Genomic DNA, 18,033 nt, shown 5'->3' on the forward strand with positions numbered 1-18,033 from the left:
CCGTGATCCCCTTTCCCCGCCAGCCTCACGCGCAGTCGCTGATCAAGCACACGGCGACGCTCAACTGGCTGGACCGCCACGGCGCGGCGCATCGCGAGCGTCATGCGGCTTGGACCGCCCGTGAAGCGGCGCGCATGGCCTGGAACCGCGCCCGCTCCATGCGGGAAGCCGGAGAGGCCCTGACCTTCCGCATCGATCACCGCTCGCAGGTGATCGGATGACCCATACCCATCCCGAAGCCAGAGACGAGGCGGGCGCCAACAACGCCCCCTCGATGGCTCCCGCTCTCACTGAGGCGCACATGCCCCCGCTGACCATCGAACCCAACTACGGCCTGATCTGGGAAGGTGAACGCCCGCCCATCGCCAAGGCATACGTCGCCGCGCAGAAGGCCATGGACGCCATCAAGAAGGCGGCGCGCAACGATCACTTCCGGACCAAGTACGCCGATCTGGCCGAGGTGGTCGAAGCGGTTGTGCCCGCGCTCAACGAGCATGGCATCGGCGTCATCCAGAACGCGGTGAATGACGGAGACTGGGTATCGATCACCACGACCCTGCTCCACGAGAGCGGATCGTCTGTCAGCAGCACCCTGCGCCTGCGCCCCTCCAAAACCGACCCTCAGGGCGTTGGCTCGGCGATCACCTATGGCCGTCGCTACTCCCTGCTGGCGATGACCGGCGCTGCGCCCGAGGACGACGACGGCAACGCCGCCAGCGGCCCGCGTCAGGACCGCCGTGAGCAGACCGGTCCGTCCGCCGCTGCTCAATACGCGGCCGACCAGCTACGCCAAGCGCGGACGAAGGACGAGTTCACCCACTTCTGGAACAGCGAGAAGGAAGGTCTGCGGCAGTCGCTAAGCGACGGCGACTACGCGCACGTCGTCAAGGTCATGCAGTCCGAGGCCAAGCGCTTCGCACCGGCCGAGGCTGCCAATGCTTCGACGCCCTTCGACGAGAAGGACGCGGCCTGATGACCAAGATGTACGTCAACTCCAAGGGCCAGGACGTCGAGATTGCATCGATGGCCTATCCCCATCTGTGTTCGGCCCACGCGAAGTTGGTCCGGGAGCAGCGTGACGGCCTGCGCCAGGCGGAGATCGACGCCATGGCGGCCGAGATCGCCACACGGGACGAAGCGCATGCAGCCGCACAGGCCGCCGAGGCGGAGGGCGCAGCATGACGGCTGAGGCCATTCACCTCACGAACGCCACTCCGTTCGACCTCATCGCCGAGGACGCGGAGACTTGGCTGGAGGAAGCCCGCAACTGGGCTGACGGCCAGCCTGTCGAGAACCAGAAGCAGGCGGATGCCGTCTCCACGATCATCGACGCTCTGCGGAAGTCCGCAGATGCCGCGGAGAAACAGCGCAAGGTCGAGGTCAAGCCGTTCGATGACGCCAAGGCCGCTGTGCAGGAGCGGTATGCGCCACTCTTCGCTCCGGCGACCAACAAGTCACCGGGCAAGGTACACAAGGCGGTCGCCGCGCTGAAGGCTGTACTCGCTCCCTACCTGCGCAAGTTGGAGGAGGAGAAGCGCGCCGCTGAGGCTCGGGCCCGCGAAGAGGCCGAACGCGCTGCCCGCGAGGCTGCAGAAGCCCTGCGCGCCGCCAATGCCGCAGACCTCGCTGCCCGAGAAGCGGCTGAAGAGAAGGTTCGTCAGGCTGAGGCTGCGGACAAGGCGGCCAAGCAGGCGGCCAATGAGCGCGCCCATGCCAACGGCGGCGAGCGCGCCATCGGCCTGAGAACCAAGCACGTCGGGATGATCCTCGATCTGAACGAGGCCGTGAAGTTCTACTGGCGCCAGGACGACAAGCCGTTCCGCGAACTGATCCAGCGCCTGGTCGATGCCGACATCCGGGCCGGCCGTCGCGGCACCGCCATCCCCGGCGTCGAGATCCGAGAGGAGAAGGTGCTTTGACCCGCCACCTCCTCAAGCTCACGCCTAGCCAGCGCGATACCGCCCATGCCTGGGTGGAGAAGGCTCTCCGTCTCTGGCAGCCCGGCGCAGCCTGGATACTGGAGGTTCGCGAGGCCACGCGCTCGGACGAACAGAACCGCGCCCTCTGGTCGCTCTTGGGGCAAATCCAGAAGGCTCGCCCTGTCCACAACGGAGTCCAAATGGACACCGAAACGTGGAAATGCCTGTTCATGCACGCGCTCGGCCGCGAGGTCCGCTTCGTCCCGACGCTGGACGGTTCGTCCATGCTCCCGCTGGGCCTGCGTTCCTCAAAACTGACCAAGCGCGAGTTCTCGGACCTGATTGAGCTGATCCTCGCTTGGTGCGCGGAGAACGGCGTCGAGGTCGAGCACTTCGACGCGGCGAACGACGACCACGCCTCTGCAGATCGCGAGGCAGCATGACCGTATTCACCTACGAAGAGCGTCACGTCATCGCCGCCGCCGCGAAGCTCCGGCGCGAAGCCAGAAAAGCTGCCACCAAGGCCCGCCCGAAGAGCCCCAAGGCGGATCGCGGCCGTGAGCGCGACAACGGCTTCCGCCAGTATATCCGGCGCCAGCCCTGCGAAGCCCGCCACCTCGGCGGCTGCTCCGGACCCGTTCAACATGCCCACGTCAGCTATCGGGTGCACGGCATCGCGAACAGCTTTGGCCGGGGCGTGAAGAACCACGACCGCCACGGCAACCCGCTCTGCGACGGTCACCACAAGATGCAGCACCGCATGGGCGACGAGCGCGCCTTTTGGTCCCTGCTCGGCAAGGACGCCTACGAAACCGCCGCCGCTCATTACGCGGCCTACCAGAAGGCCCACGACCATGCCTGAATCAACCAAGAGCCCGGCAGAGGTGCTGGAGTGGAAAGGCGGGAAGTGCCGCGTTCCGATGTGGATGGGCGGTTTTCCTGCTGGATTCTGCGGCGAGCCCGCGAACGGACCTCAGTTGCCGAGGGAGGTTCTGTTCTGGGTTCGTGGGTGGCGTAAGGGGGATAGCCCATATTGCCACGGCCCGTGCTGCCCGGCGCATGGCGGCCCCAAAGACGGCGAGCCCATCCTATTCGCAGACGGAACCGACGAGCGAGGCTATCGCATGTGGTGTGCCGTCATGCCCGATTTCGAGAACCTTCAGGAAAGCCCTGCCGGGTTCGACACGGACGGAAACGTGGCAATCGAGAAGCTCCGCCAAGCCTCCCGCCGTGGGGGTGAGGCATGAGCGGGCTGGCAAAAGCGGCTTATCACGGCACGCCCATCACACCGAACACGGTCCTTCAAGCGCTCGGCTTCCGCGACTACTGCGTCTCCTACTACCGCCCGGATCAGGTCGAGTGGATCGACGCGAACGCTCGGTCGTGGTTCGCGGACAACGGCATCTTCTCCGCATGGATGAAGGGAACCGAGTTCAGCGACGCCTACTGGCATGACTATTACGACTTCTGCCGTCGCTGGTGCTTGGACGGAAACTGCGCATGGGCTGTCATTCCTGACCCCATCGGCACCGGCACCCAAGAACTGGACTACTTCATTCGGGAGTGGCCTGCCGACCTACGAGACTACGGCGTGCCGGTCTATCACCTCGATGAACCGATCCACCGGGCGGTGAGCCTGCTGGAGCGCTTCGGGCGGCTCTGCGTCGGAGCTACCGGTGAGTATCGGGTGATCCTGTCAGTCGCCTTCTGTGAGCGCATGGACGAACTGTTCAACGCGATCCATGCGGCCTTTGGCTCCATCCCGCCGGTCCACTTCTTCCGTGGCCTCCAGCTCCTGAAGCCGGACTGCGACTGGCCCATCACATCGGCCGATAGCACGGACATCGCGCGGAACCACAACCGGCTGAAATCCATCTCCCCGCTGGAGAGATCGAGAAGGCGCATTGGCGACCAGGCAGCCGAGGTTGCCACACTGCTTGAAGAGATGTTCGGCAACCGTCCGGAAGGATCCGAGCACCACCTTTGGGCCGTCCAACAAGCTGCCGGACGCTGGGATGCTATGGCCGCTCGCCGGGGCACCGCATGGCCCCCTGCGCGCCTGTCGCAGCGCCAGCTTTTCGGAGCAGCGGCATGAGCGGGGTGAAGCATACGCCGGTCGAACTGCACGCTGTTTTCAACGGCCTGTATTGGGACGTTGCAGTTGGTCCGCACGACTACAGCCAGCGGGTTGCGTCATGCCACGCGAACCACGTGCTTGGGCACGGCCTTGAGGACGCGGAGCGTCACGCCCGCCTCTTCGCCGCCGCGCCTGATCTGCTGAAGGCCGGGCAAAACGTCGTCGAAGAATGGGGGATGCGCACTGGCGATGACGACGCGCTGCTGCCCTCATCCGAACAGCCTGAAAGCATTGCCGCCCTGATGCGCGCCATCGCCCGCGCCCGTGGTGAGCAGGACGGGGGTGGGGAATGATCGCCGCCCTCTACGTCGAAACCAACGGCGCCTATTACGGCCTGGATGGCGTGGATCCGTGGGACGAGGCTCGGGACGCGCGGCTATATGACGGCCCGCGCCCGGTCGTCGCGCACCCGCCCTGCCAGCGCTGGGGCAAGATGTGGTTCGGCCAGCCTCTGACGGTGAAGAAAACCGGACACCGCAAGACCAAGGGTGCCGACGCCGGCTGCTTCGCCGCCGCTTTGACCGCCGTGCGCAACTTCGGCGGTGTGCTGGAGCATCCGTGGGGTTCTCAAGCCTGGGCGTGGTTCGGACTGACGGTTCCCGACCGCAGGGGCGGCTGGGTCCGAGCCGATCAGTTCGGCGGATGGACCTGCTGCGTCGAGCAAGGCCGCTATGGTCACTATGCCCGCAAGCCGACGCTTCTCTATGCGGTTGGCTGCGATCTGCCGGATCTGGATTGGGGCCACAGCCCCATGAATCTGGATCCCGCCGTAGTCGAGCGCATGGTCCTCGAGCGCGCCAAGCGTCTCGGCGAGGTCGGCGCGCGCGGCGGCGGCACGGACAGCACCCCCCGCATCCACACCCCCGAACCTTTCCGCGACCTCCTGATCGGCATGGCCCGGTCGGTTCGTCGCGATGAACTTCCGCTTTTCAGGAGCGCAGCATGACCAAACAATCAGTGGCTGGGCCAGGTGGCTATCTGGTCAAAGATTTCGCGGACGGCTGGTATTGGACGCCGAACGCAGCGTTGGACCACGCTGGCGGCGCTCCGGTGTGGTCAGTGTCGGACGCCCGATATGAAACCGATCCGCCCGCCCTCTCCACCCGCGAGGAAGCCCCTGACTGGACCGCAAGAACCGAAGCCGCTTGGGCCGAGAACAACCGCGAGAAGGCCCCAGCCTCAGCCCTTGATAATTTGGTTGATCGGTTCGCCGCCGCTCTAAAAGAGAAACTGCACGCCTCCGAGGCCAAGTACGGTCACAACGACGCATGGATGCGCGACGACTGGCTTGACGACCTGATCGAGCAGCTTGGCGAGCACGTTCAGAAGGGCGATCCGCGCGATGTAGCGGCCTACTGTGCCTTCGCTTGGCACCACGGATGGTCCCTCACCCCCCGCCATGAAGCCCCAGCCTCGGAAGGGGAACGCGAGCCTCTGTGTATGGCCTACAAGACTGGCTATGCGGAGGGTGTCGAGGACAGTAACGGCATGTTTGACCGGGAGTCCTGCGAAGAAGGATGGGGCCAATATGCGGAGAAGCTTTCCGTCCAGCCCGCGCTTCCGGCTCGGCTGCCGCTTCCGACCGTTGACGACGGACGTGGCGGTCGCCGTCCCATCAATCCGCAGGATGACCGCTGATGACCGACGCCAAGCATGAAGCCCCAGCCGAGGGGGCGGGGGAGTTGCTGCCGTGTCCGTTCTGCGGAGGCGAGGCAAGCGAACGCATGATCTCGCCGGGCATCAATACGTCTGACGATTTCGAGGCGATCTCCTGCGGAAGTTGTGGCGCAATGATCTCTGACGCCACACCCGCCGAATGGAACCGACGCGCCCGTTCGTCTGCGCCGGAAGCCCGCGAGGATGCGCAGCCGGTTCATGCGCTAGACGTTGTTCGTGACCCTGCGGTTGAGGGCACAAATCGTTTTGTCGGTGCCACCCACCCCGCCCCCGACGCGCTGCCGGTGGCTTGGGCGCCAGCGGAAGACATCGATCTTCTGACGCGCTCGACCAGGGACGGCCGAACCGCCCGGCGAACCGTCAGCCTGTTCAATCACCGGAGGGATGGCCTCTTGCCTCTCTACGGCAATGCTGCCTCCGACGTTCTGCGGACAATCGAAATGCTGCGAGCCAGCGAGGGCGATAGCGTCAACATCCTTTGTGACAACCCCGAGGCAACCGGCCCAGCCGACGCAATGGCCGTCGTGTGTTGCGGCCTGTGGACCGACTGGAAAGACCGCCGGTTCTATGGCCGGGACGTGGCCGACGCCTTGAGCAAAGCCCTCGCCGCCCTGCAAGCCGAACAGAAAGGCGGTGCGTGATGGAGATCAAATCACGGCCAGCCGGAGATGACGATGTTCACAAGCGCCTCGTCATGGCTATCGAGGTGCCGCACAATGCCTATCTGTGGGTTCCGGAAGACGCCATCGACTTCACGCCGCGCGTCTTGCCTATCGTCTACGGCGATGGACGTGCCCTCTTTCGGATCACCACCATCAATGACCGGCCGGCTTGGTGGATGATCCGAGGATGCAGCACTTGGGGGTGTGGCCTTGACCGTGATGACGCTCCCGGCCCCGACTTCGGCGAGCTGACCGATGACATCCTGACGGCCATGGAAGAGGCCTTCGGCGACGCCCGATGCTCCTATAGCGGAAGCAGCCTACGCTATCCGAGGGCCGAGCGCATTCAGTGGTGCCAGTGCGAGCAATGCGACGACGAGGAGACCCTGTCGGCATTCCCCGAGGTTGATGGGAGCGGAGGGTGTTCTTGGTCGCGAGCCGATTGGCCGGACGGCTTTGAGACCACACCTCACCCGCTGAGCGCGAGGGGGAATCTCCTAACCGTATCCAACCTGCAAGCCGAACAGGGGGCGAAGTGATGGCTGCGCACGACGAGCACAACAAACTCGCCACCGATTTCGTCATGAAGGTCGGCAAGGGCACGCGGACCTATTCTGAGGTCTGCGTTGTTCTTGAAACGATCATTCTTGGTGCCATGCGGCTTCTGGTCGGCATCTATGGGCTCAGGCCGTCGACAGCATCGGGACTTGTCGAGGCTGCCGTTCAGTCCGCAGTCGAACGCTTCACAGCCCCCTCGGATAAGGAGGGCGGGGAGTGATGGTCCTTACTATTCCTGCCGTGATCGTTCCAATTATCGCCACCATGGCAATCTGGATTGTCGCCGTCGTGTGGCCGACCGGCTCAAGCATCGGAAGTTACGACTTCGGACCACAGCTCCGATCTGTTCTGCATTTCTTCCTAGCTGTCATCGGATCGCTGCTGACCTGGCTCCTCTTTTTCGCATTTCTTCTGGTGACAGCATGACCCACCCCCTCACCCCGCGCGAGAAGGTGGCCGTGTTTGAATCGTGCCCTGGTTGCGGAGCCGACGAACCCATAAATCGATGCTTGGGATGCAGGCACGACTTTTCACCCGGCAACCGTCAAGCGATCCTTGACAGTTCACCGCTCGCCGCCCTCACCGCCCTCGCATCCGGCTCCGGCGATCATGCGGAACTGGGGAATAGATTGCGGGCATCGAAGAGGAACCGTCATGGCATCTATGGCCGAGTGCTGGTCAACCCTGACGGCCCAGCCGCAGCCGCAGCCCTAGAAGCCCTCCTCGCAGAGAACGCGGCGCTGCGGGGTGAGCGGGATGCGCTCGACTTGGCGCTCGGCGTGTCGAAGATGATGGTCAATGACCAAGACCATCGGGCCACCGAAGCAGAGCGCAAGCTGGCTGAGGCGGTGGGGCTGTTGGGCGATGTGGTGTTCGTGCGGAAGGACAACGCGGGACGGTCGGCTGAATACATGCTGTCCGAGGTCATCACTAAGGCCCGCACCTACCTCAGCAAGGAGGCCGAACGTGGGTGAGAAGCAGTTTACGGTCGTCTTTGACGGCGACCTCCGCAAGTTCAAACCGAACCCGTTCCAGACCGACACGCCATTCGGTCGTCCATCTGCCTGCGGCCTCGGCAACATGTTCGAGCGCGAAGACGAGGCTGCAGAAACGATCAACCAGATGGAAGAGGCCTTGCGAGCTATCCGAGCAGCGTGGCCGGTCGGCACGAACACGCCCGAACAGGCCAATGCCCTCGTTCTGGTCAATCGGGCCATTGATAGAGCGGAGTCGTATTGATGACTGACCCTATGGAACTGGTGGGGCGGCTGGAATGGACCGCCCGGGACGATTATCCGAAGCACATCGTCAACCCGCTCCTCACCGAAGCCGCCGCCTGCATCCGCGAGATGGTGGAGTGGCGGCCTATTGAGACGGCTCCGAGGGATGGGGCATGGATACAGGCATGGAGAACGCCCGCCAGCCCTAACGACGGATGGTGGGAGCCCCTCGTCCATGTCCGATGGGACGACGAGGACGAGGCGTGGGTCTGGCCTGACGACACCTATGAGGTGTTCACAGAGTCCGGCTGTGAGCGCGCTGACTTTAAGATCGCGGACTGCGAGTTCTACAGCGACACCTCATTCACCCATTGGCGCCCGCTCCCCCTCCCTCCAGCACCAGGAGCAGAAGCATGACCGCTGACCTGTCCGCCCTCATCGCTAGGCTGGAGGCTGCCGAGGTAGGGAGCCGGGAGCTGGATGCTCATGTCGAGATCGCCGCGCGCGCCTTCGAGGCGGCAAAGACTGGCCTCGCCCGGGAGCATTGGGCCATTTGGCGCGCGAGTTCATCCGGCATCGTCAGTGATGGTGCCACCCAATACGCATCGGCCACCGTCACCACCTCCCTCGACGCCGCCCTCGCGCTGGCGGAGAGGGTGCTGCCAGACCGCGAGATAGCCCTTTCTCAGCGTAAACCGCGCCACCTGGAGACGTGCGCTGAATGGTGGCATGCGAGCCTGTTCAAGGTCCGCACAGGTGTGGTCTTCGGGGTCGGTCCCAGCACCGTAACGGCGAAGGCCTCAACCCCCGCCCTGGCCCTAGCCATCGCCATCCTTCGCGCCAAACAGGGAGAGGGGTGATGGCCCGAGAGATCAAAGCTGTCGTGGTGATGCACTACGATGAAACCGGCTGGCTGGACGTGAAGATCGCAGACCCTGACGGAAATGTCGTGGTTCTAACCGTGGACGATCGCGTCCCGGCGGATCGGGTTTACGAGCATACGATCCGCGAAGACCCGGCCGACGTTCTCGCCATTGCTCCGAGGCCGTGGGGCCATAAGGACGACGAGCGCGGCCAGTCTCTTGAAACGCGGCTGCACCATTTGGAGCATGGCCTGAAGGTGGTGAAATGACCCCCATCGTCCTGATCTGCGCTGTCCTGGCGTTCTCAGACGGCGATAGCGGATGGTGCCACCGTGAGGACGGCTCTCGGGTCAAGGTTCGGCTCGGCGGCATGGATGCGGGCGAACTGCCGCCCTACACCCGCTGCCGTCGTCAGCCTCGCATCTGGGCCTGCTCTCGGGTCGCCAAGCGGTTCGCGCCGATAGCAGCAGATCGTGCGCGCGGCCTCGGAGCCTTCGGCGCTCGTTGTACCCAGACCAGCACCGATCTGTACCGCCGCCCTGTCGTCACCTGCACCGTCGCAGGCGAGGACATAGGCGCCACCCTCGTCCGCGAGGGGCTGGCCATCAACGAACCAAACTACCGGCCTTCGTATGCTGAAGAGCAGGAAGAGGCGCGGAGAGAAAGAAGGGGGGTGTGGCGGTGAGCCGCGTTCCGACAGTTCGACGCACCGATCTGGACCGGAGCCTTGCCGCTCTCAAGGCGGCAGGACACGAGATAGCAGGCGTCACCATCAAGCCGGGGGGCGAAGTCATGATCTTGACGGGATCGCCTTCGACGGCCCACCAATCCGCCTCTGTGTCCGCTCTGGACGCTTGGCGGGAGAATAGGCGTGGCCAGGGTGCGGCTTAAGGGCCTGAACCAGATCACCAAGAAGCGCGCGGACGGCACCCGCGTGACCTACTGGTATGCGTGGAAGGGCGGACCTCGCCTCCCCGGCTCTCCGGGCTCGCCTGAGTTCATGGCCGCCTACAACGCCGCCGTGGCCGAGCGGAGGGCGCCGAAGACCGACACGCTGCGATCCCTTGCCATCCTCTACAAGCAGTCGCCAGAGTTCGACGGGCTGGGCGAGACCACGAAGCGCGAATGGACGCGCTGGCTGGACGTCATCATGGACGATAGCAGCGGCCCCCTGTCCATCGGCGGCCTGCCGTTCGATGCGCTGGACGACCGCCGCGTGAAGGCCGAGATATTGGCTTGGCGCGATCAATGGGCAGACCGACCCCGCAAGGCCGACTACGGCATCCAGGTGCTGTCGCGTGTGCTGTCGTGGGGAATGGATCGCGGCCTGCTCGCGCTCAACGCCGCAGCCGGGATCAAGCAGCTCTACACGAGCAATCGAGCTGATCAGATTTGGGCGGCCGACGAAATCGATCGCTACGCCGCCGCAGCGAAATCGCCCGAGGTTGGCTTCATTGTCCGCCTCGCCTGCCTGACCGGCCTGCGCCGCGAAGACCTGGCCTCGCTGTGCTGGTCTCACGTCGGAGACCTCGCCATCGTCAAGGCGACGAAGAAGAGCCGTGGGAAGAAGACAGCCGTCATCCCCCTGCTGGACGACACGAAGGAACTGCTTGACGAGATCCGCGCCCAGCAACATCGCCGCCACGCCGATCTGGCGACCGCAGCCGAGCGGAAGAACCGACCGGCGCCAGTCAGATGCCTGACCGTTCTGTCGAACACGCGCGGCAAGCCGTGGAGCCTGGACGGGCTGGAACATCAGGTCGTCGACGCCAAGGCCGAGGCCGGGATCGACAAGCACCTGCACGACGCGCGAGGCACGTTCGCCACCCGCCTGCGGAGGGCCGGCCTGACCGCCGCCGAGATCGCCGACATCCTCGGATGGGAAGAGGATCGGGTGCAGCGCCTACTGGCCGTTTACGTGGATCGGGACAGCATCGTCATGGAGATCGCGAACCGCATCCGGCGGAACGAAACGGCGACAGATTCTCCCAACTAACTCCCAACTGCGTCTTTCGCAGCGGGTCGGAGAGGCTCTAAGTCGTTGAAATGATTGGAGCGGGTAGCGAGAATCGAACTCGCGACATTCAGCTTGGGAAGCTGACGTTCTACCTCTGAACTATACCCGCGTCGCCGAAGCGAGCGGCGAAGATATAGGGCGCGGGGCAAAAGAAAAGGCCCGGCGAACCGGGCCTTTGGTTTTTTTAACGCCGGTCGCGGCGGATCAGTCGCGGACTTCCTCGACCGTCACGCCGCGCTTGGCCAGCATGGCCTGGACGCTGTCGGCCCCCGCCAGGTGCCCCGCGCCGACCGAGATGAAGGCCGTGCCCGAGCCTTCCAGCAGGGTCACGATCTGATTGGTCCAGTCGGTGTTGCGGCGCGTCAGCATGACCTCGAACATTTCGGGCGATTCCGCCTTCATCTCCTGGCCGATCAGGGCGTCCAGGCCGTCCACGTCGCCGGTCGACCAGGCGCCCACCATGCGGCCCAGGAACTCCGGCGCCTGATCGAACTCCTTCAGACCCGAGCGCAGCATGGCCAGTTGCGCCTCTTCCGACATGTCGGCGATGAAGCCGATCTGCTGGGGCATGGTTTCAAAGCCCTTGATCGGCTTGCCGGTCGCGGCGGCGCGGGCGTGCAACACCTGGTCCCCGCCGTTCTGCGGCAGGTAGCCGGCCTTGGTGATGCTGGCCATGGCCAGTTGCAGGGCCGCGAACCACGGACGCAGCGGGTCCAGTTGGGCGGCCGTCGCGCCAATCGAGCGGGCGGCGGCGTCGAGGTCGGCCTGTTCCTCGGCGGTCAGCAGGCTGGACAAGGGACGGTCGGGCGAGACCCCCTTGGACTGGATGATCGGCACCGCGCCGGCCACGTCGTTCAGGTCGGCGATCTCGAACCAGTATTCGTCGGCGCTGGCGAAGGCGCGGTCCAGCTTGGCGCTGCCCCACGGCGTCTCGGGTTTCAGCACATGGACGGTGCCGAACAGATAGAGGGTCGAATCCGCATCCTTCACCACCCACAGGCGCGGCCCGGACCCGGCCGGGGCGACAGTCACAGCGGCGGGATCGGCGGCCGCGGGCGCGGCCTGAGCCAGCGCAGGCGTGGTCGGCGCCAGCAGGACGGCGGCCAGGGCGGCGGCGGAGACGGAGGCGGCGGCGCGGCTCCAGAGTCGGCGGATCATGGTCAGGCTCCTAAGGGTCGCAAGGGGAGAAAACAGCCGTCAGCCTTCTTCGTCGATGAAGATGGACTCGATCGGCATCTGGAACAGCCGGGCGATCTTGAACGCCAGCGGCAGGGAAGGGTCGTAGCGGCCGGTCTCGAGCGCGTTCACCGTTTGACGCGACACGCCCAGTTCGTCAGCCAGGTGCGCCTGGCTCCAGTCGCGCTCTGCGCGCAGCACCTTGAGACGGTTCTTCATGCGCGCCCCTCCTTGCCGGGACGCGACAGGTTGAAACGCGCCACCTGGGCCATCGCCTCGCCGAACAGGAAACCGCCTGCAGGCAGCGTCGCCAGCATGACAGGGCTGGCTCCATCGCCCATCAGGCTCGAGATGACGAACAGGGTCGAGCCGTAGGCCAGGGCCCACCAGCCGCCCTGAGCCTGCGCCATCAGGGCCAAACGCTCTTCCAGCTCATCGATCGCCGCCTGTCGGCGAAGCACGGCGATCCAGACGAAGACAGGCAGAACAACGGCGGCGGCGGCCAGCGCCTTCAAAGGCAGCGCGTCGCCGCCCTTGGACAGATAGGCGCCGCCCCAGGCGGCGCCGGCGAGCCAGACGACGCCCGCCGCCATCTTCAGCAGAAACAACACACCGGTTCGGGCCAGGGGCCTGTCGCCCAGGAAAGCGCTATCGCTCACGACATCCTCCTCAACGACGGCCCAACCACCACCAGGCCCAAGCCAGGCCGTAGCCGGTGAGTTGGAACAGAAGAATGGCCAGCATGCCTGCCCCGATCAGATCGGCGGGCGTCTCGCCCAGGCTGGCGGGAACGGCGATGTCCGCCGGGCGCGTGGTCAGCACCATCATGAGAACAAGGCCAATCAGCATTCCGGTGCTGCCGCCCCAGTACCAGGCCCATTTGTGCGCTTCGCGCGCAGCCTCGTCGAGACGGCTCCACCACCAGAAGGACACGCCCAGGACGGCGACCATCATCACGACGGTGAAGGCCAACGTCGTCCAGAACGCCCCCGAACCGGGACGATCGGCCAGGAAACCGCTGGCCAGACCGCCGACAACGCCGATCAGCAAGACCAACCCGAACAGCGCGGCGACGCCTTTCAAGCCGAGAGGTTTCGTCGATTTCATGGGCCCCGCCGCACGTGAACTGATTTGACAAGCAAGTTTTACAGCCCGACCGCAGGGCGTCAAGCATGTTTGTCACACCCAGTCGTCACTCCGGGGCGTTCAGCAGCTCCGGGCGGCTGAGGGCGCGAGGGGACTGCTCGACGGCGTTCAGTTCGGGCAGCTCCTTGCCCTCATGGTCGACCTTCAGATCCTCGAAGCGGCGGGCCGATACCATGACCTGGCTTTCCAGCGAGCCGACGAACTGATTGTAGCGGCCGACCGCCGCGTCCAGCGCCTTGCCGACCGAGGCGGCGTGGCCGCCCATGACCGACAGGCGCTTGTAGAGCTCCTTGCCCAGCCTGGCGACGTCCTCGGCGTTCTTGGCCTGCTCCTCGGCGCGCCAGCCGTAGGCGACGGCCTTGCATAGGGCGAACAGGGTGGTCGGCGTGACGATGACCACGCGCGAGGCCATGGCCGTGGTCATCAGGTCCGGCTCGTGATCCAGCGCAGCGGCCAGGAAGGCGTCGCCCGGCACGAACATGGCGACGAAGTCGGGGCTGGGCTTGAACTGGTCCTGGTAGGCCTTGGACGACAGCTGGCGCACATGAGTCTTCATGCTCGCGGCGGTGCGCAGGGACATGGCGCGAGCCTGCGCCTCTTCATCCCCGTCGGCCTCGTCGGCGAAGGCCAGCGACACCTTGGCGTCGATGACGAACATGCCGCCGCCCGGCAGTTTGACGATGAAGTCCGGGCGCTGCTGACGGCCCTCGTCCGTGGCCGACGAGTTCTGCTCCTCGAAGTCGAAGCGGCCGGCCATGCCCGCCGCCTCCAGCACGTTGCGGCAGGTCTGCTCGCCCCAGCGGCCGCGACGGCCGGTGTTGCCCTTCAGCGCCTCGGTCAGGCGCCGCGCCTCGTCGCGGGTGGCGGTCGAGGCGGCCATCAGCAGGCCGAGCTGTTCCTTCAGACCGCCGGTCTCGTCGGCGCGCGCCTTCTCCAGCGCCGTGACGTGTTCCTGGAACTTGGCCAGGGTGTCGGACACGGGCTTGAGCTGGGCCTCCATCCGCTCGCGCGCGACGCGGTCCTGAGCCTGGAAGGTCTCGGTGGCGCGGGCGACCAGCTTGGACGCCACGGCCTCGGCCGACTGGGCGGCCTGGGCCTTGAGGAACTCCGCCATGGAGTCCCGGCTCTCCTCCATCAGCGCCAGTCGCGCATCGGCGGCGTCCAGCGCGCCGCGCGTCTTCTGCCAGCCCATATAGGCCCACAGAAAGCCGCCCGCGGCGATCGCCACAAAGGCCAACAGGATGATGTCCAGCATGTTCATGCTCCGTTCCTAGCGGGAGTCGGAGCCAGATTAAAGCCGGGCGGCGTCAGGTGCGGACGCCGCTGCACCCGATCAACCCAGTTCGGCTTCCAGATCAGCCAGGCGGGCGGCCTGATCCTCGGCGATCAAGGCATTCAGCATGGGGTCGAGGTCGCCCTCGAGAATCTGCGGCAGGCTGTGCAGGGTCAGGCCGATGCGGTGATCCGTCACCCGCCCTTGCGGGAAGTTGTAGGTGCGGATGCGCTCGGAGCGATCGCCCGAGCCGACCTGTGACTTGCGCGCATCCGAACGGGCGGCGTCCTTGGCCTGGCGCTGCATGTCGTAGAGGCGCACGCGCAGATTCTTCATCGCCTTGTCGCGGTTCACGTGCTGCGACTTCTCGGACGAAGTGGCGACGATGCCGGTCGGCAGGTGGGTGATGCGCACCGCCGAGTCGGTCTTGTTGACGTGCTGGCCGCCCGCGCCGGACGAGCGATAGGTGTCGATGCGGATGTCCTTGTCGAGAATCTCGATCTCGACGTCCTCGACCTCGGGCAGAACGGCGACCGTGGCCGCCGAGGTGTGGATGCGCCCGCCCGCCTCGGTCGTCGGCACGCGCTGGACGCGGTGGACGCCGCTCTCGAACTTCAGGCGGCCGAAGACGCCCTCGCCGCTGACGGTGGCGATGATCTCCTTGAAGCCGCCGGCGTCGCCCTCGGCGGCGCTGTCGATCTCGACCCGCCAGCCGCGCGTGGAGGCGTAGCGCGAATACATGCGGAACAGATCGCCCGCGAACAGGGCCGCCTCGTCGCCGCCGGTGCCCGCGCGCACTTCCAGCACGGCCGAGGCGTTTTCATCGGCGTCGCGCGGGGCCAGCAGCAGGGCGACCTCGCGCTCCAGACCCGGCAGGCGCTCGGTCAGGGCGTCCAGTTCGTCGGCGGCCAGGGCGGCCATTTCCGGATCGGCGGCCATGGCCTTGAGGTCGTCCGCCTCGGCGCGGGCGCGGGCCAGAGCCTGCACCGCGTCGGCCACCGGCTTGAGCTCGGCGTGCTCCTTCGACAGGCGCACGATCTCGACGCCGTCGGTGGCCGCGCCCATGCGCGCCTCCACCTGATGGAAGCGGTCGAGCACCTGATCGAGCCGGGCCTGAGGCAGTCGCAACGGCGTGTCCTTGCTGAGAAAATCGAGCGCGGAGCCTTACCTGCGACGCGCCGCCCTGTCGATAAAAACGCCTCTACACGCGCTCATGGAGCAATTGTGAACAGCCGTCACAAGCCCGTCAGCCCGGTTTCTTCGCAACTGCAAAACCCCTAGCTCCTGTAAGGCTGAAACAAAATAGGAGACAGGGGCATGACCGTCATCAAGCCTCAGAACGCCGCCCCGCCGGGCGCGGCGAACACTGATGCGGCGCGACTGTGCGCCCTCTACGACGGCCTGTTGCAGACGGGCGGCGTCGTGTCGACCGAGGCCGAACGCGAGCTGAAAGCCCTGGCTAAGATCTTCGACCTGGACGCCGAGCGCCCGGCCGCCGAACTGTGGCCCTACGTCCGGGCCGTCCTGGTGCGGCAGGCGCCGCCGGAAGCCGTCTCGATCCCGGTCGAGATCGAGCCGAAGACCGTGCTGCTGGTCGAGGACGACGCCGACGCCGCCGCCCATCTGACCGAGGCGTTGGACGCCGCTGGACACCGCGTGGTCGGCCCCTTCCACAGCGCCGAGGCGGCCGAGGCGGCGACAGCCCTGCATTCCATCGACCTGGCCCTGCTGGATATCAATCTGTCCGGCGAGGCGACGGGCGTGGACCTGGCGCGCAAGCTGAAATCGCGCTGGGGCATGCCGGTTATCTTCCTGTCCGGCGACGTGACCGCGGCGGCGCACAACGCCGAGCTGGCCGCCGCCATGGTGATCAAACCCTACACCGGCCGCGACGTGCTGGACGCCATCGCCCGGCTGGAGTTCGCCTGACGCCCGATACGACGGCCATTGCCAGGCGGGTCGCGACCTGCGTCTGATGGCCCTGAACCCCACCCGCCTGAGGCGCTGAATGGACACCTTCTTCCTGTTCCTGCTGGTCGGTGTCCTGGCTCAGGCGGTCGACGGCGCCCTGGGCATGGCCTACGGCGTCATCTCTTCCTCGGTGCTGCTGGCGCTGGGCGTGCCCCCGGCCACGGCCTCGGCCAGCGTCCACGCCGCCGAGGTCTTCACCACCGCCGCTTCAGCCGGAAGCCACGTTTGGCACAAGAACGTCGAATGGCGGCTGCTGCTGCCCCTGGCCGTCGCCGGCGTGGTCGGCGGGGTGCTGGGCGCCTATGTGCTGACGGGATTGGAGGCCTCGACCATCAAGCCCTTCGTCGTCGGCTATCTGGCGCTGGTCGGGGTGTGGATCCTGTGGCGCGCCGGCCATGACATCCGTCCACGCCACCTGCCCGCCTGGGTCACGGCGCCGCTTGGGCTGGTCGGCGGTTTTCTGGACGCCGTGGGCGGCGGCGGCTGGGGGCCGACCGTCTCTTCGACCATGGTCGGCGCCGGGCATGAGCCGCGCAAGGCCATCGGCACGGTGAACACGGCCGAGTTCTTCCTGACCGTGGCCGTCTCGGCGACCTTCGTCTGGGCCCTGGTCAGTGGCCACTGGGAGGAGGCCGGCGCGCTGAAGAACCATGCGGCGGCCGTCGGCGGGCTGGTGGTCGGCGGCCTGATCGCCGCCCCCTTCGCCGGGCTGATCGTCAAGAAAGTCCCGCGCAAGGTCCTGACCTATGCGGTCGGTTTCCTGCTGCTGATCCTGGCCGCCTTCCAGGGCGCCCAGTTGCTGAAGCTGATCGGTTAGCGCGGGAAGGTGTCGATGAAGCTGGGGCGCTGCTCCAGCGCCGCCTGCAGGGCGACCAGGTTCGGGCGGCCCGTCTTCCAGTCGTAGTCCGGGTGGCGGAAGCCGATCCAGGTGACGGCGATCCCGGCCGTCAGCACGCCCATGTCCAGGGCCTCTGCGTCCGGCGCGGCGGCCTCCAGCGCATCGAGAGCGCGGCCCATGTTGACGGTCCAGCGCGCGATCCACGACGGCGAGCGTTCATGCTCGGGCCGACGCTTCTCCAGCACCAGCTTGACGCCTATCTCCAGCGCGGCGTTGGCCAGGGTCTCCAGCCGCTTGACCCGCAGGCGCTCCGCCCCCTCGGCCGGCAGCAGACGCGGCCCGGCGCCCAGCACATCCAGGTATTCGGCGATGACCGGACTGTCGGTCAGCGGCAGGCCGTCCTCGGCGATCAAGGTCGGAACCTGCACTACGGGATTGGTCGACAACAGTTCCGGCGCATCGCCATAGGGATCAACGACGATCTCCTCGATCCGGTCGGCCAGGCCCTTTTCACGGGCGACGATGCGAACCTTGCGCGCGAAGGGCGAGGGGGTGGTGATGTAGAGTTTCATTGTA

General features: G+C 66.1%; 30 protein-coding genes and 1 tRNA gene. 23 read left to right on the plus strand and 8 right to left on the minus strand.

Going from position 1 to position 18,033, the window contains the following annotated elements; genetic code table 11:
- Positions 1–2 precede the first annotated feature (2 nt).
- From FM111_RS02145 to FM111_RS02240, 21 genes are all read left to right on the plus strand, one after another.
- A complete protein-coding gene (locus FM111_RS02145) occupies positions 3–221 on the plus strand; it encodes a hypothetical protein (protein ID WP_128115659.1) in 219 nt (72 codons plus the stop codon).
- Positions 218–973 carry an ERF family protein gene (locus FM111_RS02150; RefSeq protein ID WP_087139092.1) on the plus strand — a complete coding sequence of 252 codons (756 nt, stop codon included), beginning with the start codon at positions 218–220 and terminating at the stop codon, positions 971–973. Before FM111_RS02145 ends, FM111_RS02150 begins: the two co-directional genes overlap by 4 nt.
- Complete coding sequence (locus tag FM111_RS02155; RefSeq protein ID WP_087139093.1) at positions 973–1,182, plus strand: hypothetical protein; 210 nt, start codon at positions 973–975, stop codon at positions 1,180–1,182. Before FM111_RS02150 ends, FM111_RS02155 begins: the two co-directional genes overlap by 1 nt.
- Complete coding sequence (locus FM111_RS16330) at positions 1,179–1,919, plus strand: hypothetical protein (RefSeq protein WP_179204994.1); 741 nt, start codon at positions 1,179–1,181, stop codon at positions 1,917–1,919. The genes FM111_RS02155 and FM111_RS16330 overlap by 4 nt, the downstream gene beginning before the upstream one ends.
- Complete coding sequence (locus tag FM111_RS02160) at positions 1,916–2,362, plus strand: recombination protein NinB (RefSeq protein ID WP_179204995.1); 447 nt, start codon at positions 1,916–1,918, stop codon at positions 2,360–2,362. The genes FM111_RS16330 and FM111_RS02160 overlap by 4 nt, the downstream gene beginning before the upstream one ends.
- Complete coding sequence (locus tag FM111_RS02165) at positions 2,359–2,781, plus strand: hypothetical protein (protein ID WP_087139095.1); 423 nt, start codon at positions 2,359–2,361, stop codon at positions 2,779–2,781. The genes FM111_RS02160 and FM111_RS02165 overlap by 4 nt, the downstream gene beginning before the upstream one ends.
- Before the next feature lie 381 nt (positions 2,782–3,162).
- Positions 3,163–4,014 (plus strand): hypothetical protein, encoded by an 852-nt coding sequence (locus FM111_RS02170; protein WP_087139096.1) that lies wholly within the window; start codon positions 3,163–3,165, stop codon positions 4,012–4,014.
- Positions 4,011–4,349: a hypothetical protein gene (locus FM111_RS02175; RefSeq protein WP_087139097.1), complete on the plus strand. Its 339-nt coding sequence runs from the start codon at positions 4,011–4,013 to the stop codon at positions 4,347–4,349. Before FM111_RS02170 ends, FM111_RS02175 begins: the two co-directional genes overlap by 4 nt.
- Positions 4,346–5,002 (plus strand): hypothetical protein, encoded by a 657-nt coding sequence (locus tag FM111_RS02180; RefSeq protein WP_087139098.1) that lies wholly within the window; start codon positions 4,346–4,348, stop codon positions 5,000–5,002. The genes FM111_RS02175 and FM111_RS02180 overlap by 4 nt, the downstream gene beginning before the upstream one ends.
- Entirely contained in the window at positions 4,999–5,694 is a 696-nt protein-coding gene (locus tag FM111_RS02185; protein WP_087139099.1) for a hypothetical protein, read from the plus strand. Before FM111_RS02180 ends, FM111_RS02185 begins: the two co-directional genes overlap by 4 nt.
- On the plus strand, positions 5,694–6,374 hold the full coding sequence (locus FM111_RS02190) for a Lar family restriction alleviation protein (protein WP_087139100.1): 681 nt from the start codon (positions 5,694–5,696) through the stop codon (positions 6,372–6,374). The genes FM111_RS02185 and FM111_RS02190 overlap by 1 nt, the downstream gene beginning before the upstream one ends.
- Complete coding sequence (locus tag FM111_RS02195) at positions 6,371–6,934, plus strand: hypothetical protein (RefSeq protein ID WP_179204996.1); 564 nt, start codon at positions 6,371–6,373, stop codon at positions 6,932–6,934. The genes FM111_RS02190 and FM111_RS02195 overlap by 4 nt, the downstream gene beginning before the upstream one ends.
- Entirely contained in the window at positions 6,934–7,173 is a 240-nt protein-coding gene (locus FM111_RS02200; RefSeq protein WP_087139102.1) for a hypothetical protein, read from the plus strand. The genes FM111_RS02195 and FM111_RS02200 overlap by 1 nt, the downstream gene beginning before the upstream one ends.
- Positions 7,170–7,379: a hypothetical protein gene (locus tag FM111_RS02205; RefSeq protein WP_143276033.1), complete on the plus strand. Its 210-nt coding sequence runs from the start codon at positions 7,170–7,172 to the stop codon at positions 7,377–7,379. The genes FM111_RS02200 and FM111_RS02205 overlap by 4 nt, the downstream gene beginning before the upstream one ends.
- The gene (locus FM111_RS16110) at positions 7,376–7,927 is read left to right on the plus strand and encodes a hypothetical protein (protein WP_143276034.1); all 552 of its coding nucleotides are present in this window, start codon (positions 7,376–7,378) and stop codon (positions 7,925–7,927) included. Before FM111_RS02205 ends, FM111_RS16110 begins: the two co-directional genes overlap by 4 nt.
- Positions 7,920–8,192, plus strand: coding sequence for a hypothetical protein (locus FM111_RS02215; RefSeq protein WP_087139105.1), 273 nt, complete (start codon positions 7,920–7,922; stop codon positions 8,190–8,192). The genes FM111_RS16110 and FM111_RS02215 overlap by 8 nt, the downstream gene beginning before the upstream one ends.
- The gene (locus FM111_RS02220; protein ID WP_087139106.1) at positions 8,192–8,590 is read left to right on the plus strand and encodes a hypothetical protein; all 399 of its coding nucleotides are present in this window, start codon (positions 8,192–8,194) and stop codon (positions 8,588–8,590) included. Before FM111_RS02215 ends, FM111_RS02220 begins: the two co-directional genes overlap by 1 nt.
- On the plus strand, positions 8,587–9,033 hold the full coding sequence (locus FM111_RS02225) for a hypothetical protein (RefSeq protein WP_087139107.1): 447 nt from the start codon (positions 8,587–8,589) through the stop codon (positions 9,031–9,033). Before FM111_RS02220 ends, FM111_RS02225 begins: the two co-directional genes overlap by 4 nt.
- The gene (locus FM111_RS02230) at positions 9,033–9,305 is read left to right on the plus strand and encodes a hypothetical protein (RefSeq protein WP_087139108.1); all 273 of its coding nucleotides are present in this window, start codon (positions 9,033–9,035) and stop codon (positions 9,303–9,305) included. The genes FM111_RS02225 and FM111_RS02230 overlap by 1 nt, the downstream gene beginning before the upstream one ends.
- Complete coding sequence (locus FM111_RS02235; RefSeq protein ID WP_087139109.1) at positions 9,302–9,721, plus strand: thermonuclease family protein; 420 nt, start codon at positions 9,302–9,304, stop codon at positions 9,719–9,721. Before FM111_RS02230 ends, FM111_RS02235 begins: the two co-directional genes overlap by 4 nt.
- A gap of 186 nt (positions 9,722–9,907) precedes the next feature.
- Positions 9,908–11,032 (plus strand): tyrosine-type recombinase/integrase, encoded by a 1,125-nt coding sequence (locus tag FM111_RS02240; RefSeq protein ID WP_218779157.1) that lies wholly within the window; start codon positions 9,908–9,910, stop codon positions 11,030–11,032.
- A gap of 55 nt (positions 11,033–11,087) precedes the next feature.
- Here the strand turns inward: FM111_RS02240 and FM111_RS02245 are convergent.
- From FM111_RS02245 to prfA, 7 genes are all read right to left on the minus strand, one after another.
- A tRNA-Gly gene (locus FM111_RS02245) sits at positions 11,088–11,162 on the minus strand.
- A 95-nt stretch (positions 11,163–11,257) separates the two neighbouring features.
- On the minus strand, positions 11,258–12,211 hold the full coding sequence (locus tag FM111_RS02250) for a TraB/GumN family protein (protein WP_179204997.1): 954 nt from the start codon (positions 12,209–12,211) through the stop codon (positions 11,258–11,260).
- Between the two features lie 39 nt (positions 12,212–12,250).
- Positions 12,251–12,448, minus strand: coding sequence for a helix-turn-helix transcriptional regulator (locus FM111_RS02255; protein WP_003164157.1), 198 nt, complete (start codon positions 12,446–12,448; stop codon positions 12,251–12,253).
- Positions 12,445–12,888 carry a hypothetical protein gene (locus tag FM111_RS02260; RefSeq protein WP_087139110.1) on the minus strand — a complete coding sequence of 148 codons (444 nt, stop codon included), beginning with the start codon at positions 12,886–12,888 and terminating at the stop codon, positions 12,445–12,447. Before FM111_RS02260 ends, FM111_RS02255 begins: the two co-directional genes overlap by 4 nt.
- A 10-nt stretch (positions 12,889–12,898) precedes the next feature.
- Entirely contained in the window at positions 12,899–13,336 is a 438-nt protein-coding gene (locus tag FM111_RS02265) for a hypothetical protein (RefSeq protein ID WP_256968056.1), read from the minus strand.
- 85 nt (positions 13,337–13,421) lie between these two features.
- Positions 13,422–14,636, minus strand: a complete 1,215-nt coding sequence (locus tag FM111_RS02270) for a DNA recombination protein RmuC (RefSeq protein WP_087139111.1) — start codon at positions 14,634–14,636, stop codon at positions 13,422–13,424.
- Positions 14,637–14,708: 72 nt separating this feature from the next.
- Entirely contained in the window at positions 14,709–15,776 is a 1,068-nt protein-coding gene (prfA, locus tag FM111_RS02275; protein ID WP_087139112.1) for a peptide chain release factor 1, read from the minus strand.
- Positions 15,777–15,965: 189 nt separating this feature from the next.
- On the opposite strand from prfA, the gene FM111_RS02280 reads away from it, so the two are divergent.
- Entirely contained in the window at positions 15,966–16,577 is a 612-nt protein-coding gene (locus FM111_RS02280; RefSeq protein WP_087139113.1) for a response regulator, read from the plus strand.
- Positions 16,578–16,656: 79 nt separating this feature from the next.
- On the plus strand, positions 16,657–17,436 hold the full coding sequence (locus tag FM111_RS02285; protein ID WP_087139114.1) for a sulfite exporter TauE/SafE family protein: 780 nt from the start codon (positions 16,657–16,659) through the stop codon (positions 17,434–17,436).
- On the opposite strand, the gene FM111_RS02290 is transcribed toward FM111_RS02285, so the two are convergent.
- Positions 17,433–18,029, minus strand: a complete 597-nt coding sequence (locus tag FM111_RS02290; protein WP_087139115.1) for a glutathione S-transferase N-terminal domain-containing protein — start codon at positions 18,027–18,029, stop codon at positions 17,433–17,435. The genes FM111_RS02285 and FM111_RS02290 overlap by 4 nt on opposite strands.
- Positions 18,030–18,033: the final 4 nt, after the last annotated feature.

The organism is Brevundimonas diminuta 3F5N, assembly GCF_900163625.1.
In the GTDB taxonomy this organism is placed as follows: Bacteria; Pseudomonadota; Alphaproteobacteria; order Caulobacterales; family Caulobacteraceae; genus Brevundimonas; species Brevundimonas diminuta_A.

What these genes read in the sequence shown, in the direction of transcription:
- FM111_RS02180 (WP_087139098.1), top strand. Translation starts at nt 4,346, where the DNA reads ATGATCGCCGCCCTCTACGTCGAAACCAACGGCGCCTATTACGGCCTG.
- FM111_RS02190 (WP_087139100.1), top strand. Translation starts at nt 5,694, where the DNA reads ATGACCGACGCCAAGCATGAAGCCCCAGCCGAGGGGGCGGGGGAGTTG.
- FM111_RS02255 (WP_003164157.1), bottom strand. Translation starts at nt 12,448, where the DNA reads ATGAAGAACCGTCTCAAGGTGCTGCGCGCAGAGCGCGACTGGAGCCAG.
- FM111_RS02225 (WP_087139107.1), top strand. Translation starts at nt 8,587, where the DNA reads ATGACCGCTGACCTGTCCGCCCTCATCGCTAGGCTGGAGGCTGCCGAG.
- FM111_RS02250 (WP_179204997.1), bottom strand. Translation starts at nt 12,211, where the DNA reads ATGATCCGCCGACTCTGGAGCCGCGCCGCCGCCTCCGTCTCCGCCGCC.
- FM111_RS02200 (WP_087139102.1), top strand. Translation starts at nt 6,934, where the DNA reads ATGGCTGCGCACGACGAGCACAACAAACTCGCCACCGATTTCGTCATG.
- FM111_RS02185 (WP_087139099.1), top strand. Translation starts at nt 4,999, where the DNA reads ATGACCAAACAATCAGTGGCTGGGCCAGGTGGCTATCTGGTCAAAGAT.
- FM111_RS02175 (WP_087139097.1), top strand. Translation starts at nt 4,011, where the DNA reads ATGAGCGGGGTGAAGCATACGCCGGTCGAACTGCACGCTGTTTTCAAC.
- FM111_RS16110 (WP_143276034.1), top strand. Translation starts at nt 7,376, where the DNA reads ATGACCCACCCCCTCACCCCGCGCGAGAAGGTGGCCGTGTTTGAATCG.
- FM111_RS02155 (WP_087139093.1), top strand. Translation starts at nt 973, where the DNA reads ATGACCAAGATGTACGTCAACTCCAAGGGCCAGGACGTCGAGATTGCA.
- FM111_RS02150 (WP_087139092.1), top strand. Translation starts at nt 218, where the DNA reads ATGACCCATACCCATCCCGAAGCCAGAGACGAGGCGGGCGCCAACAAC.
- FM111_RS02290 (WP_087139115.1), bottom strand. Translation starts at nt 18,029, where the DNA reads ATGAAACTCTACATCACCACCCCCTCGCCCTTCGCGCGCAAGGTTCGC.
- FM111_RS02265 (WP_256968056.1), bottom strand. Translation starts at nt 13,336, where the DNA reads ATGAAATCGACGAAACCTCTCGGCTTGAAAGGCGTCGCCGCGCTGTTC.
- FM111_RS02170 (WP_087139096.1), top strand. Translation starts at nt 3,163, where the DNA reads ATGAGCGGGCTGGCAAAAGCGGCTTATCACGGCACGCCCATCACACCG.
- FM111_RS02220 (WP_087139106.1), top strand. Translation starts at nt 8,192, where the DNA reads ATGACTGACCCTATGGAACTGGTGGGGCGGCTGGAATGGACCGCCCGG.
- FM111_RS02230 (WP_087139108.1), top strand. Translation starts at nt 9,033, where the DNA reads ATGGCCCGAGAGATCAAAGCTGTCGTGGTGATGCACTACGATGAAACC.
- FM111_RS02235 (WP_087139109.1), top strand. Translation starts at nt 9,302, where the DNA reads ATGACCCCCATCGTCCTGATCTGCGCTGTCCTGGCGTTCTCAGACGGC.
- FM111_RS02280 (WP_087139113.1), top strand. Translation starts at nt 15,966, where the DNA reads ATGACCGTCATCAAGCCTCAGAACGCCGCCCCGCCGGGCGCGGCGAAC.
- FM111_RS16330 (WP_179204994.1), top strand. Translation starts at nt 1,179, where the DNA reads ATGACGGCTGAGGCCATTCACCTCACGAACGCCACTCCGTTCGACCTC.
- FM111_RS02285 (WP_087139114.1), top strand. Translation starts at nt 16,657, where the DNA reads ATGGACACCTTCTTCCTGTTCCTGCTGGTCGGTGTCCTGGCTCAGGCG.
- FM111_RS02165 (WP_087139095.1), top strand. Translation starts at nt 2,359, where the DNA reads ATGACCGTATTCACCTACGAAGAGCGTCACGTCATCGCCGCCGCCGCG.
- FM111_RS02270 (WP_087139111.1), bottom strand. Translation starts at nt 14,636, where the DNA reads ATGAACATGCTGGACATCATCCTGTTGGCCTTTGTGGCGATCGCCGCG.